Here is a 15,574-nt window from a genome sequence, read left to right on the forward strand (position 1 = left end):
TCGCTTTTGGAGTTTATAAATGTTCTTAGTTTAAAAACGTATTATTTTTAAACTTTTCTTTATCCCATCTGCTCGCAAAGTTATAAAATAAATCCCTTTGCCTTTTATTTCCGGTGTAAAATTATACTCTCCCTTACTCAACACCCCATTATAAAGAACCTTCTGCATTCTCCCACATATATCATAAATTTTTATATCTGCCTCTATTGCCTTCGGAATAGACAAATAAATCTTATCTTTTACTATCTTAAAATCCACACTCCGAAATCCAAAATCCAAATTCTTCTTGCCCGCATTATCCTCCACTCCCATGCACCCACAATTTTTCTGGTTCCCTATATCATCCAGTGCCCAGATTGTGCTATCCCCTGCGGTTCCAACTACTATTTCCACACATCCATCATTATCTATATCCGCAACTGTTATGTCGTGAATATCTTCTCCTAACTCTTTTATCCACATTATAGAACCATTTTCACCATTAAGACAGGTAAGCGAATCTGTTTTATTATTAGGAATAAGAACTTCATATTTATTATCTACATCCATATCCGCAACTGATATTCCGCGATGAATCTTGCTCCCTGTCATATAATCCCATTTTCTCTTCCCGCTCATCCCGTTTAAACAATATACCCGGCTGTTCCAACTCCCGATTACAACCTCGAGAGTATCATCATTATTCACATCCGCTATTGCTGCCGAAGAAGTTACTATATCGCCAGTCGCATAATCCCACTTTTTTGTCCCATCTACCCCATTCAAACAGTAAACTTTCCCGTCTCCGCTACCCACTACTACTTCCATATTGTTATCCTTATCAACATCTGCAAGCGATGGAGATGACCACACACCACTCCCGGTCAAATAACTCCATTTTAAAATTCCATTAATCCCACTTAAACAATAAACATTATAATCCATACTTCCAAATACGACTTCCAATGTGTCATTCCCGTCTAAATCCGCCGCTGCAGGAGAAGAATATATCATAAATCCTGTTGTATAACTCCATTTTACTGTCCCATCTACTCCATTTAAGCAATAAACCTTTCCATCTCCGCTTCCCGCTACTATTTCTATCGAACCATTTTTATCAATATCCACCGCTAAAGGAGATGATTCAACAACGTCTCCCGTAGCACGACTCCATTTTATCATTCCGTTTATTCCATTTAAAGAATAAATTTTATTATCATCACTGCCAAATACAACTTCTATTGTATCATCTAAATCAACATCCGACAATACGGCAGAAGTATAAATAAGGCCTCCGCTTAAATAACTCCATTTCAAAGAACCTGTTTCCCCATTAAAACAATACATTTTATAATCACATCCGCCTATTACTACTTCCATAGTATCATCTTTATCTATATCCAGCACTACAGCTCCATAAGCTTCTATCGTTTCATCTGTCTGATACGACCATTTTACAACAGGTTCACTAACCATAGCTCCTGCTATATTTTGTAAATGCGTATGTTCATTATTGGCGCCATACACAGGCCATGTCGTATCTGCATACGATTGCCCTAACATATAAAACATAATTATAATTCCCATATTTCCCCCCCCTATAAATATTATTTTACTTTTAACAGTTCAACATCAAAAATAAGTTCCGAATTTGGTGGAATAAAACTCCCTGCTCCCTTTTCTCCATAACCAAGTTCAGGAGGAATCATAAGTTTTCGTTTCCCCCCTTCTTTCATACCAATAACGCCTTGTTCCCAACCTTTAATTACCTGCCCTGCTCCAACAACAAAAGTAAAAGGGCTACGTCTGTCTTTGGAACTGTCAAATTTCGTTCCGTCAAGAAGCCAGCCTGTATAATGAACTGTTATTCTCGAACCACGCTTTGCTACTTTTCCCTTTCCTATTTTAATATCTCTGCATTTTAATCCTGATTTCATTGTAATTACTTTCCCGCCAACCTCTTTATGCATACAACCACCAAACAATATGCTTAAAATTATAACGACTTTCAAAACTCTCATATAATTGTCCCTCTATATTATATTTTCTTCTCCAAGTAACGAGTGCACTTTATATGGCTTATTCCCTTTTATATATATTCTTGGGACTCTGGGAGACATTCTTGTTATTATTTCATAATTTATAGTCCCGGCTAATTCTGCTATTTCATTCGCAGTTATTTCTTGCTTGCCATCTTTACCAATAAGCGTAACCTTATCCCCTATCTTAACATCCGGAATATCCGTTACATCTACCATCGTCAGATCCATACAGACATTTCCCACAATGTTAGCTCTTTTCCCTTTTACAATTACAATTCCCTTATTTGATAAGGAACGTGGGTACCCATCCCCATAACCTACCAATAAAGTAGCAATTTTACGACGCCCTTTACTTTTATATGTTCTACTATATGAAACACCGGTATTTGCAGGAATCTCATTTATCTGGCATATCCTCGTATAAAGACTTAATATAGGCGACACAGAAACACTTTTTTTACATCCTTCCGATGGATATAACCCATACATTAAAATACCAGGTCTTATCATATTAAAATATGAATCGGAAAAATTAAGTATTGCTGCGGAAGATGCCGTATGAACTAACGGAATATTAATTTTTTCCCTTTCCAATTCCTTCATAACACTTATAAACCTTTTTAATTGAATAGACGTAAAATCACTTTTCAGGTTATCAGGTTCAGTAAAATGAGTAAAGATACCTTCTACTTTTAGATTCTTTAACTTAATTATTTCTCTAATAATACTTACACTATTTTCCCATGGGATACCGGTTCTTATCATACCGGTATCTACTTCTATATGAATTTTTACTTTTTTATTCTTTTTATAGGCTTCTTTTGCTATAAATTTAGCAAAACTCAAATCACTTACTGTTGGAATAAAACCGGATTCTATTATTTTGGAAACACTTATTGAATCAACAGGAGAAAGTATTACAATGGGAAGCCCTAGTTTTTCAAGCTCACAAGCTTCTTCTACTGAAGCTACTCCAAGAACAATCTTTTTTTCAAATTTGAATGTATTTGCAATTTCTTTTGCACCATGCCCGTAAGCATTTGCCTTAACTACTGCAAGAATTTCTAAGGATTTTCCGGACTTTGGATGTTTTGCTGATATTTTACTTAAATTTTTTCTTAATTTATCTAAATCTACAGTCGCCCATGTTCTATAATAGTCATGAAACATATTCTATCAAATATTTTTCTAATGCCATTAATCAGCAACTTAGATTGGGAGAACAAGCTCTTAGTGTGGAGCTTGTTCTCCATTTAGTGGAAAAATTTATTTCTTTCTCAATATTTTAAGTTCTATACGACGATTAAGAGCACGTCCTTCATCGGTAGCATTATCAGCAATTGGAACAGCCTCACCATAACCTTTTGCTATTATTCTTTTTGGTGATATTCCATGCGCTATAAGGTATCGTCTTACAGACTCTGCTCTTCTCTGGGACAAATCCATATTGTATTCATCATCTGCTACCCAATCCGTATGCCCGCCAATTTCTACATTAATGCCGGAATTCTCATTCAGGAAACTTACTATTTTATCCAATAAGATATACGAATCCACAAAAATACGTGAACTGTCAAACTCAAAATGAACACCATAAAGAATTATCTTTTCGGCAAGTAACTCAAAATTAAGTATTTCCGTTTCCCCGGGTTTGCAAACTATAGGCGAACTCTGAGCTATATAATCAGGATACTCAGCAGTAACTACATATCTACCCGAAGGTAACGAATCCAATTTATAAAGTCCTTCCTTGTTTGTTGTAGAAATGCTGTCTACAAGTTTTGCTACCTCATATGCTTTGCTGCTGCTATCTGCTGTTTCTATTTTCTCCCATTTTCCTGTATTTACATTTAATCTATACTCTTCGCCCTTTATAGTTGTCGTAATCTCCGTAGGTTTATAGGAAGAACTTGCTACTGCAGACATTTTCTGAGCGGATAAAACTGTAATTTTTGCATTATTAACCGGTAAAGTGCTCCATTTATCAATAACTCTTCCGACCAAGGCAGACTTTGAAATCTGGGGCATAAGCTCAAAATCAAGGACAGCCTTTTCTCCTCTTTCTACCGTAACAAATTTACTGTCTCCATTATATCCATCTTTTGTTACCGTTACTCTGACTTTCCCCGCCGATACGTCTGCATCATACACACCACTCCCAGGCTCACTAACGGTTTTGGGCGTACGAGTTGCCGTAATTATTGCATCTATACCCTTTTTAGTTACTGCATCTATAACTCTGCCCGTCAACATCCCTTTATTTGTTACTGGCTGCATCTTATAGAAATCATAGGCAAATCCTATGCCTATGTTAACCGCCCATGTTGGTCTCATTCCCCATCCGGTTGCAATATGGTATTTTGATGTTTCTAAAGCCGTATCGGGAATAAAATCCGTGAACGCATATTCTCTTTTGCCTATCACAAGAAAATCTGCAGCAATATCTGCACTTATCCCGGTACCAATAAATTTAAAACCAAGTGTTATATAACTTGGTAAATCATCTCCAAATGAGGTAAGCCTACGATTCCCCCAGAATTCTATATATGGGTCAAAAAAATCAAAGAATAAAATATCTGAACCAACGCCATATATGATTTCACTTGCTTTATCTTTATACTGGTAACCTGCATTTAAATATCCGCTAAGAGGCGATGGACCACTTGTAGAACCACTCAGAAGAAGCATTCCACCGGGAGCTACCATACCATTTGTAAAATATCTAAATACCCCTCCGCGGTTTGAAACTGTTGCTTTACCAAAATAAGATGCATCATAAAAAGTAGTATCCCTGTCCGTACCAATAGGAATACTAACAAAAGGATATAGAGCAAAAACGCGGGTAGGAATAAGCTTTACTCCTATATCCAAATCTCCCCTATCTATACTCGCTCTGTTAAAATGACCATTATAATACCAGTCTACAGGTCTTTCCGGCGAACGAGATGGGATTAATTCCGGATCTGTCCCATCTGCACAATCTATAAAATCCGCTTTATACCTGAAACGAGAACTAATCTCTAACCATTTTGTAAATGCCATACTAAAAGAGAAATCAAAATCCCCCCCGAAATAGCTATCTACAGCTTTACCACTACTGTCTATGTACATTACTCCTAATGAATCATGAGGATAATAAACTTTTAAATCCGAAGTAAATATTCTAATACACATTCTACTAAAAAATATACCGGGATAACCATTATCAGCCGCAATTAAATGATATAGCCCTTTTGTCCCCCCCATAGAAGGCGACATCGGCGTCCCATATACATTACCTAAAACAAACACTCCCAATACAAATAAAACACATTTTCTCATCTTTCCTCCTTGCATAATATTCATTATCTTTTATATAAAAACATTTAACCTTTGTCAATTTTTTTATTAAAAATTTGTAAATAATACTAGATTCTTATTAAAATACTTCTTAAACCTAATAAAAAAACGCTATTCTTTTTTATTGTCCTGCCTTTTTTCCAGGTTAGACATAAGCTCTAAAAACTCTTTATAATCTAATGTTTCAGGCCTACGGTTTAAATCTATGCTTCCAAGTTTGTCCACTTTTAAAGACAAACTATTTTTTAATTGCTTCCTTCTATGGGAAAAAACCGCTTTCACCATATTAAAAAATTTCTTTTCATTTACAATAGAAATGGTCTCTGTAGACATAATTTTTTTGGGAGTAATGGATACAACCTCTGCAACTACCTTCGTTGCCGGGAAAAAAGCTCTTCCGGAAATCTTGAATAATGGGACAATTTCCATATAATATTGAAAAAATACACTTATTGCCCCGTATAATTTACTTCCGACTTTTGCATTGATTTTATCAACTACTTCTTTTTGCAATATAATCAAACTTCTTTCAATATAATCCCTGTTATTTAAAAACCAATAAAGAAAATCTGAAGTTATAGAAAATGGCACATTTGAAACAAGTTTAACTTTCCCGGAAAGATCTCCTAAAGTTTTAAGTTCAAGACATAAAACATCTTTATTTAAAAACACTTTATTCTTTATATCGTAAAACTCTTTAACCAAAAAATCAAACAATATTTTATCCTTCTCAATTGCCACAACTTTCTTTGCTTTCTCACATAAAATCTTTGTAAAAACACCTAATCCCGGTCCTATTTCAAGAACAATATCTTCTTTGCTAATATTTGCGCTTTTTATAAACTTATGCACTATATTTTCATCATTCAGGAAACTTTGTCCAAGTGATTTATTTGGGCTTAAATTATGGGTTTTAAGTAGATTTTCTATATCTGCCATCATTCCCTGTATTTATAAAATAAAACAATTCCTATCGCAATAAATAATATGTCGGGTAAAAGACCTGCAAGCAAAGGAGATAAGAAACCTGCATGTCCATAAGCTCTTACTAATTGTGATATTCCCCAGTAAAGGAAACTAAAGAATAAAGCAATTGCAAAACCTACAATAAAACCGATATTTCTTACCTTGCCTGCCAATGGGAACCCTAATAAAATAACAATTAAATTCATAAACGGAAATGATATTCTAAAATTTAAATCCACAAGCTCTTTTGTAATATCTTCTCCCTTCCTTTGTAATTTCTTAATATAGTTTCTAAATTCAACAAATCCCATCCCAAGTTCAGATTTTACTTCTTTCACAAAATCCCGCGGGCCTTCTTCTATTTTTAAAAACATAGAATCAAAATATACAACTTCATAATTACTTTCATTATCATTAAATACATATTTTGACCCGTCATAAAGCCACCAACCATTATTTCTATATACTGCATTTTTTGCATCCAATCTTTCTTTTACGCTATATGATTTCAAAAGTTCATACATCGTAAAACCGGTTATAATACCTTCCTGTGGGTTTATAAATTTTATATAATAAAAATGATTATTATCATCAGAATAATAAACATCATAATTAGGAGTAAGCTTTTTCTCATTCTGTTTTTTAATATTCTTATCTCTTATAATTAAACTTTTTTGAGTTATAGGAGGCGCGACAGTTTCATTTAAGACAAATACTATTCCACTTATTAACAGCCCAATCCATAACATTGGCAAAAATAACCGCTCGGGACTTATTCCGGCAAGTTTTAAACTCATAAGTTCTAAACGTCGTGATAAATTACCAATAGATATCACACACGCAAGCAAACACGATACGGGAGATAATAATGTTCCTATTAAATAAGGTGTTTGATATAAATAATACTGAATAATATTCCATAACGACGCCTTGTTATCCACATAAGTTGAAATTTGCTCAAAAATATCAACTATTACATATATTACAAGCAACCCTATTAAACTCCATATAAAACTTATAATAAATTCTTTTAATATATACCTGTCAGCTATTTTCATTGTAATATGATTTTCTGAATCATAAAACTGTGGCTATAATTCTTTTTATATTTTATCTCGTTAATGGGACGTCTTTTATTGCTCTTCGTTGACTTTTCTTTAATATAATAAAATTCCAGATACCTTTAAGATACCCAAATCCATAAGCAAAATGAAGCGTAGCAAAACTCATAAATAAACTAATAAAATGTTTTAGTCCTTTCTTGATGCATATCGAAAATGAAAACATACTATTAACAAGAATATAAAAAAAACTGATAGCAATAAAACTTATACCGCACAACCTGAAAAATATAGAACAAATCCCACTAATTATCAAACTACTAATAAAAGCCATAGGGACTAATTGCCTCCATGTACAAACCCCACCTATTTTCTTAACAACAAGGGGCTTAAAATAACCATACTGAAAATACATATTCCATAACTTACTTAAAGAATCTCTTACAGAATAATATGAAATAATATCAGGAATAAGAAGTATTTTCCCTCCATTCTTTATTAATCTAAAATTAAACTCATCATCCTGGTTTCTAATCAACTCCTCATCAAAAAATCCTACTCTGTTAAATACTTCCTTTCTATAACATCCAAAGGGCACAGTATCTACATACTTTGGTTCCTTAGAACCTATTCTAAAATAAGCATTCCCTACTCCAAATGGATGAGAAATTGCTACTGCTATTGATTGAGCTAAAATGCTATTATTGCCGGGTAACGCAATTAATATACCCCCAACGGCATCTGCTTCAGTAGTTTTTAAATACTCCACACTATGTTTCAAGAACTCCTTATCTAAAATACTATGTGCACTGACAATCACAATTATTTCCCCGACTGAATGTTTTATACCTATATTCATTGCTATTGGAGTAACCTTTTGATGATTATCCAGAAGTTTTATAAAAAGATACTTTTCTGAATATCTTTTTACAATCTCTCTTGTACCATCTTCACTCATCCCGTCTGAAACAAGAATTTCAATTCTGTCTTTTGGATAGTCATTTTCAAGTATCGAATCAAGGCATTTTGAAATAAAATTCTCCTCATTTCTACACGGGATTATTATTGAAATGAATAATGACATATTTTCTTATTTATCCTTTATGTTTATAAAATAAATTTGACACCTTGTTCATCTATCGTTTTATAGCTTTCTTTTTAGACTTTTTGCTTATTTTCCTATTAATCTCCACCAATTAATCAACCTCTATTCACTTTTTTATTCGTTTCCTTTCCGGCGATAGAATAAATATTTTCCGGCAACTTGCTTGAGAGTTGTTAAAGATTTAGATTCTGCACAATTTATTAACGGTTTTGGATCCCGGGGCAATTCATATGGTACTCCCAATATAACAAACATAATCATAAGAAAAGCAGCGCATAGAATAATTTGAAAAAACGCCATGGAAATAGAACCGCGAAGAGATAATGCTAAAAAATAAACTAAACTTGAACCTGCCAACACATTCCAAAAAATATTCCTTTGCGCTTTAATGTGAAGAAAGGCTAATCCCATACCCCATATTAAAGCAGGCAGCCAAAATAAATACCCGAAATTTATATAACAATCCCCGGTAAAGGTAGGTTGCACACTTCTTCTTTCTAAATAAGCACTTGATGTTTCCGTCAAAGCATCCGCAACTTTATACATCGTGTCTACTTTTATCCCTTCCGATTTACGAGATGATAACCAAAATAGAAAAACCGTTTTATAAGTATTGCCATACAACCATCCGTATTGTCTGGGAAATAGGTCTATTATTCTAAAATAATAAAGTCTATAATTAAATTCGGATTTAGGATTATTTAAAAGAAAAAGATATGTCTTTTTATCAAAAAGATATTTAGAAAACATTCCTGCCGTTCTTTGTGGCTGCCATCTCCAAAGATGAACGGTTTCAAAAACAATAAAAAATAAGGGAATACATAACCCTACCATAATTGCTTTCCGGGCTGAAAAATTCTTCTTTGTTTTTACGGTAATATAATAATATAAAAGTGGACCAATAATATAAATAAGAAACGCTCGAGCACTTGCTATAGTAAGTATATCCAGAACAAGCAAAGTTCCTATTCCAAACATTATCCATTTCCTTTTCACAAGAGATATATAATTTGATATCAGAATTAAAGAAAACAACCATCTTCCCAAGTCAGAGGCTCCGCCTCTTCGTATTAAAAGCAAAAAACCACCAAAAGAAATAATAAATGTTACCCATAATAATACTGAAAGATAAAAATTATCCTTTTGGGCATTACTCTTTTTTACAGGAAAAGTTTTAACTAGCCATGGTTTTTGAAAAATTAAATTTTCCCCTAAAAACAAACTGAACAAAACCCCTATGTTTACGATATTGGCTTTCAATCTTATGGCTATAGGGAAAGAAGAATCCGCGCCTAAAACAAGTCCAAGGATTTGCGCTAAACCAAAAATCGCAAGATAAACCGCATAAAATACACAGGATACATTATTTTGCCTTAACCTTTTCCAGGCAAGTGCCCCACTAAAAAAAATGGTAATGAAAATAAGAAATAAATTAATAGTTTCCACGGCTTTTAATATTCCAAATTTAAAGATTTATTTTTACAATAATTTAATTCTTATAAAAATTAATTAATTCTCTCTGCATATTTTTTGAACTAAAAGATGTTAAATACGCATTCCTGCCATTTATTCCGTATGGATTTTCACCCTTTATCTTTAGCTTTATTAACTCTGAAATTGTCTTTAAAATCTCAACTTCATTATTATAATCAACAGCTATCCCACATTTATATTTTTTAACGGTTTCATCCATAGAAGTATCTTTGCTCACAATAATTGGCTGTTCAAACATCATTGCTTCAAAAAGTTTATTGGGACTTGAATATCTATAATTTGCTACTTCCGGATTATACAGAGCAAAAGTTATATCAAAATTAGACATAACTTCTAATGCCCTTTCGTAAGGTGAAACCCTTCCAATAATTTTTACGTTGAGAATATTATCCTTTTTTATTCTTTCTTTTATTTCTTTTTCGTAAGGCCCGGCACCCCCAATAATAAGCTCCACGGTATCCATTTGAGTTACTACATTTATTATCGAATCAAATCCCCTTTCTTTTTCAATTAACCCTATATATCCTATGATAAAAATCTTCTGTTTTCTCACATTGTCAATATTCTTTTTATATATTTCATAGAAATCAGATGGAGTATTGTAAATGCTTATTATTTTCTTTGGTTTTGAGCCTTTAATTTGCTCAAGTCTTTTCCAATCAGCAATAATAACCCCGTCCGCAAACTTAATTAAAAAAAGATCTACTCTCTTGATAAACTTTCTTAATAGAAAAGGCATAGAACTGCCCATATCTGTATAAAAATCAAAAATATCATAGATAATGGATTTTCTTTTAACCTTAGCCGCAACAAGAGCCGGCAAATAAGTGTCAAAATCACAGGCATGAATAAAGTCAAAATTATGGGTCATTAGCCAAAAAAACTCATATACCCACCACTTAAACATAGAAAGAGTATTTTTTATACCCACCCCATATTTACTTTTAACATAAAGTCTATGAATCAGGAAGTTTTTCTTTTTCTCATTTTTAAGGCAACAACCGATTCTATCCCATCCTAAAACAATAACATCAAAATCGTCGGCTAAATATTCGGCTTCCTTTTCTACTTTGGGATCAGGATTAACCGCATTTGACCTTATAATAATTATCCTTTTTTTAAAATTCATTTTAAGATTATATCTATAATCATTTTTGCAGTTTTACCGCAACCGAAAGGATTTTTCCAGTCTTTTTTTCTCATCAACATTTTTTCAGTGTTGTTTAAAATCTTCATAGGATTCGCCCCTGCTAAAATATTACTCTTTACTTCCAATGTTTCAGGCCTTTCAGTATTATCTCTCAAAGTTACACAAGGTATTTTTAAAATACAAGCTTCTTCTTGAATACCACCTGAATCGGTCAAAATTAACTTTGCATTCGCTTGAAGTCGGAGAAAATCTAAATAGCCAACTGGTTCAATAAATTTGACCCCATGGGGGTTTTTCAATTTAAATGTTTTGAGCATTTTTTTACTCCTGGGATGAATAGGAAAAATTATTGGTAGTTTGAATTTTTTATAAATTAAATTTATTCCTTCTAAAATCCCCTTTAATCTTTTTTCGTTATCAACGTTTTCCGTTCGATGAATAGTAAGTAAAAAATACTTTCCTTCTTCCAAGTTTAATTTTTTCAAAATAAAGCTACTTTTTGCTAATTTTAAACTCTGATAGACAGCATCAACAATTGTATTCCCGGTAACAAAAATTTTATTTTTCGGTATTCCCTCACCAACTAAAATCGCCTTTGCTTTCTCTGTTGGAGCAAATAAATAATCCGAACAACGATCACTTAAAATCCTGTTAATTTCTTCCGGCATTTCTCTAAAATATGACCTTAAACCTGCTTCTATATGTCCGGTTTTAATATGTAATTTTGTTGCCACTAAATTACCGGCCAAAACAGTATTCGTATCTCCCTCTGTTAAAACAATATCGGGTTTTTCTTTTATTAAAATCTTTTCAATACCTATCAACATTTTTCCGGTTTGCTCGGCATGTGTCCCTGAACCAACTTTTAAATTATATTTTGGATGAGGTAACTGTAATTCTCTAAAAAAGATTTTATCTAAATTTTCTGAATAATGCTGGTTTGTATGCAGAATAAAAAAGTTAATCTTTCTCTTTTCGCACTCCCTAACAATAGGTGCCATTTTAATAATTTCAGGTCTTGTCCCCAGAATGATAGAAATTTTCACCTTTATCCCCCTTTTCTCATACCCAGTGCATTGCAATTTATTATTGAATCAGCCTCTTAAAAATATCTCTAATTTTTTCAAATACTACTTTATAGTCATTAGTATCATTCTCTCTACTACCTAAAAGTAAATCACCCGGTATAGTATTTCTGAAATAAGAAATAATAAAACGAATATTTATTTCTTCTAAATTAAAAATGTTTGGTTTATTGATTAAATCAGTTTCTAAAATTTGCTTTAACTCTTCAAAACTATTTATTTTTTTGCATAATGGATGATACGAATAAAAAACCTTTCCTAATAAATAAACGGGTTTCCCGACCAAAACCGTTTCCATACCTATCGTACTCGTTAAAGTTATAATTCCGCACGAATTCTTTATTAAATTTCCCACTTTCTCATGGGAAGCAATTAAACAAACGTTGGGAATATTTCTAAGTTCTTTATAAAAATTGCTTGGCCGAGTACCAATAGCTTCGGGGTGCTCTTTTACATATAGTTTATAGGTAAAGGGTAAACTAAAGGCAATATTTCTAACTGTATTCAGCTGGTCATAAAAATATGTGGCTAAAACTGAGGTAGATGCTTCTGGTTGAACATGCAGCGGAAAAAGAAAAAATCTATCGGTATTGTTCGGAGAATCAAATTTGTCAGGTTGCACCAAAAATCTAAACCAGCTTTTTATACCTGCCAAAGGAGCTAATGGAACATTTTTTAACCTGTTTTCGCTTTCATAATCAAATGTTTTTAATTCATTCCTTTTCAGTAAATATCTGATCCATGGTCGACATACTTGTTTTATTCTTTTTGCATAATGAGTTATAAAGTTAGTTTCATAAAACCAATTCACTGCTACTTTCATATATGAAGGCTTTTTTTTATGAGATATAAAATCTTCTATAAAATTTCGGGCAAATTCTCTTTCATCTTCCGGGATAGTAGAATCTAGTATTTTATTGAATTCCTCTTCGTATTTGGAACAAGTATGTTCCAAATCATAAGCATCTATCCTATTTTCAAATCTGGAACTCATTAACCCCAAGTAGATTACATTGTTTTTTTTACAAAGATGATATGCAATTCCATTTGATACGTTTGATGGAGGCTCACTAATTATTATGTCCGGACGTTTTTTTTGTATTATAAAATCAAAAAATTGGTATAGTTGAGAAATTATTTCTACCGAGTTGTTATAATCGCAACAAAGTGTTTTTGTCTTTCTTATAAAGGTAGGGAAAAACTCTTTCCACGACAAACCACTAAACACAATTTCTTTATTTTTTTTACAATTTTCAATACACCAGTCTACTTTAGACAAAAACTCCGCATTTTCGGGGAAATATTTTTGTTTGTCGTATTCTGCTATTTTACTGTTTACGGCTACAATACACTCATCGCCTTCTTTGACTACTTGATAAGCAATCTTACCCAAAAATTCCGGCAAGTAAAAATCATCAGATAATATAAAACACCATTTCATATGCTGTGCCTCCTAATAAATAAAGTTCCTATTTCACTATGCAAAATCTTATAGATAAAATACGCATTTAAACTCAGGAAAATCAATTCCTGAAGTATTGTTACATTAATCATTGAGGACATTTTGGAAGGGAAAACAGGCACCCAGATAGAAAATATCGTAAGAATAATACATACAAAAAAGATATGTCCTAAAACACCCATTAACAATTTATTAATTTCTTTTAAAGAGGCCTTGGCAAATCGCATAGCTAATATTACAGAAGTTATTGAAAAAATAAAATACGCCAAAGATGCCCCAATAGCAACTCCTATTATACCATAACCTAATTTAGCCCCTATATAACTAAAACATAAGTTAAGCAATGCGCTCCCTATAGTAATTACAAGATACATAACCTGCCTGTTAACCGTTAAAAACATATTCCCAGCCATTCCGGCAATTCCATAGAAAAAAAGTCCCATTATTAAAATACGTGCAGCTGCAATGCCTTCTATATACGCAGGCAAAAACACTCTAACAAGAAACGGAAGAGCAATATAGATAACACCTATGAGAATAGGCATTAAAACGGCAAGATTTTTTATAGGCACCGTAATATATTTTATAAGAGAATTAGTAGTTCCGGTCTCTCCATATTTTTCTGTAAACCTTGGATACATAACTGAATTACTGGCAGTAAAAATCATAAGTAACGGGGCAAAAACCAAATTTCCCAAACTATAAAATCCTAAACTTTTAGTATTCAAAAACTTCAGAATCAATATACGGTCAACCGTTGTAAAAAGTAAATTAGCAAATAACATTAACATAATGGGAAAACCAATCATAATTAATGAATTTAAACATCGATTATCCCAACGCCATTTTATAGAATAGGAACTCTTAAAATAACTATAACAAGTTATAACAAAAAACCGAATCAACTGCCCCCCTAAAAACCCCCGAAATCCAAAGAAAAATATCAAAGCAATACTAAAAAAATTTCCTAACCCACCAATAATCGCAACTTTACTTACGATACCAAACTCATTGTGAGCCCTGAAAAATGACCCATAAAAAGCAGATATATACTGAAAAAATATCATAGCTGCAATAAATTGTAAACTAAGTTTCAATTCCGGTTGCATAGTTAGGACAAATGTGCTAACCAAAATTCCTAATGAAACTATAAGAGCAACAATAAAACTAAAAGTGAAGGTCACATCCGTAATAATTGCTTGCTTCCCTAATTCTTTTTTCCCTCTCATGAGTGGCAGTTCTCGATCCATACCGTTGGGAACACCTAAGTGCAAACTGCTCCCATACTGTAAGACAAGCATTGCTCCCTGCCAAGTTCCCCAAATTGTTGGTCCCAAAAGTAACGCACCAAAATAACTACTAAAGAAACCGCCCAATCCCCCAATAAAAGAGGCAAAAGAAAATTTTGCTACATGGTTTACTATTTTCCCTTTAATATTTTGAGGGTTTTGCCCCTTTTCTTCCTTAAGATTCATTTCGTCTTTCTTAAGATTCATTTCGATTGTCTCCACTTCAATGGGGTCCCGCGCGTAATATTTTGGGTTGCTTTCCGCCCTATAATGTCTTTCAAATATTTCGGATGAAGTCCATAACCGGGCCTTATTGAACGAATATTTTTTTCCGTGAATACTTCTCCTGCCTTTATATCTCTTACAACAAATAAAGATCGCGAAAACTCTCTGCTCTTCTTTATCTTTTCCGTTAAATCATAAGACACTTTGCCCATCGCTTTCTCTACCTCTCTTATTGATTTAACCATAACTTTAAACTCCTCGGGTTCCAAAGAAAATTTAGAATCGGGTCCCCCGGAAGCCCTACTTAAAATCAAATGTTTTTCTATTAGTTTTGCGCCAAGCGCAACCGATGCTACAGGAACGGATATTTCTAAAGT

The 15,574-nt window shown here is 33.0% G+C and carries 13 protein-coding genes; all 13 read right to left on the reverse strand.

Features of this window, described 5'->3' with window-relative positions:
* Window positions 1-30 precede the first annotated feature (30 nt).
* Complete coding sequence (locus tag WC614_13350) at window positions 31-1,566, reverse strand: PQQ-binding-like beta-propeller repeat protein (GenBank protein ID MFA5033987.1); 1,536 nt, start codon at window positions 1,564-1,566, stop codon at window positions 31-33.
* Between the two features lie 20 nt (window positions 1,567-1,586).
* A complete protein-coding gene (locus WC614_13355) occupies window positions 1,587-2,000 on the reverse strand; it encodes an FKBP-type peptidyl-prolyl cis-trans isomerase (protein MFA5033988.1) in 414 nt (137 codons plus the stop codon).
* A gap of 12 nt (window positions 2,001-2,012) precedes the next feature.
* Window positions 2,013-3,191: an alanine racemase gene (gene alr, locus WC614_13360; protein MFA5033989.1), complete on the reverse strand. Its 1,179-nt coding sequence runs from the start codon at window positions 3,189-3,191 to the stop codon at window positions 2,013-2,015.
* Between the two features lie 96 nt (window positions 3,192-3,287).
* Window positions 3,288-5,342, reverse strand: a complete 2,055-nt coding sequence (locus WC614_13365) for an OmpA family protein (protein ID MFA5033990.1) — start codon at window positions 5,340-5,342, stop codon at window positions 3,288-3,290.
* Window positions 5,343-5,471: 129 nt separating this feature from the next.
* On the reverse strand, window positions 5,472-6,302 hold the full coding sequence (gene rsmA / locus WC614_13370; GenBank protein MFA5033991.1) for a 16S rRNA (adenine(1518)-N(6)/adenine(1519)-N(6))-dimethyltransferase RsmA: 831 nt from the start codon (window positions 6,300-6,302) through the stop codon (window positions 5,472-5,474).
* Window positions 6,299-7,384 (reverse strand): LptF/LptG family permease, encoded by a 1,086-nt coding sequence (locus WC614_13375; protein ID MFA5033992.1) that lies wholly within the window; start codon window positions 7,382-7,384, stop codon window positions 6,299-6,301. Before WC614_13375 ends, rsmA begins: the two co-directional genes overlap by 4 nt.
* Before the next feature lie 52 nt (window positions 7,385-7,436).
* Window positions 7,437-8,471 carry a glycosyltransferase family 2 protein gene (locus WC614_13380; GenBank protein MFA5033993.1) on the reverse strand — a complete coding sequence of 345 codons (1,035 nt, stop codon included), beginning with the start codon at window positions 8,469-8,471 and terminating at the stop codon, window positions 7,437-7,439.
* A gap of 135 nt (window positions 8,472-8,606) precedes the next feature.
* Window positions 8,607-9,938 (reverse strand): hypothetical protein, encoded by a 1,332-nt coding sequence (locus WC614_13385; protein ID MFA5033994.1) that lies wholly within the window; start codon window positions 9,936-9,938, stop codon window positions 8,607-8,609.
* Between the two features lie 43 nt (window positions 9,939-9,981).
* The gene (locus WC614_13390; protein ID MFA5033995.1) at window positions 9,982-11,115 is read right to left on the reverse strand and encodes a glycosyltransferase family 4 protein; all 1,134 of its coding nucleotides are present in this window, start codon (window positions 11,113-11,115) and stop codon (window positions 9,982-9,984) included.
* Window positions 11,112-12,182 carry a UDP-N-acetylglucosamine 2-epimerase (non-hydrolyzing) gene (gene wecB, locus WC614_13395; protein MFA5033996.1) on the reverse strand — a complete coding sequence of 357 codons (1,071 nt, stop codon included), beginning with the start codon at window positions 12,180-12,182 and terminating at the stop codon, window positions 11,112-11,114. The genes WC614_13390 and wecB overlap by 4 nt, the downstream gene beginning before the upstream one ends.
* Before the next feature lie 40 nt (window positions 12,183-12,222).
* Complete coding sequence (locus WC614_13400; protein MFA5033997.1) at window positions 12,223-13,662, reverse strand: hypothetical protein; 1,440 nt, start codon at window positions 13,660-13,662, stop codon at window positions 12,223-12,225.
* Window positions 13,659-15,179 (reverse strand): oligosaccharide flippase family protein, encoded by a 1,521-nt coding sequence (locus tag WC614_13405; protein MFA5033998.1) that lies wholly within the window; start codon window positions 15,177-15,179, stop codon window positions 13,659-13,661. Before WC614_13405 ends, WC614_13400 begins: the two co-directional genes overlap by 4 nt.
* The coding region (locus WC614_13410) for an N-acetylneuraminate synthase family protein (protein ID MFA5033999.1) at window positions 15,176-15,574 on the reverse strand (399 nt) is incomplete at its 5' end. The genes WC614_13405 and WC614_13410, both read right to left, overlap by 4 nt.

The organism is bacterium (genome assembly GCA_041649255.1).
In the GTDB taxonomy this organism is placed as follows: Bacteria; Hydrothermota; UBA3073; order JACQXS01; family JAQTXJ01; genus JAQTXJ01.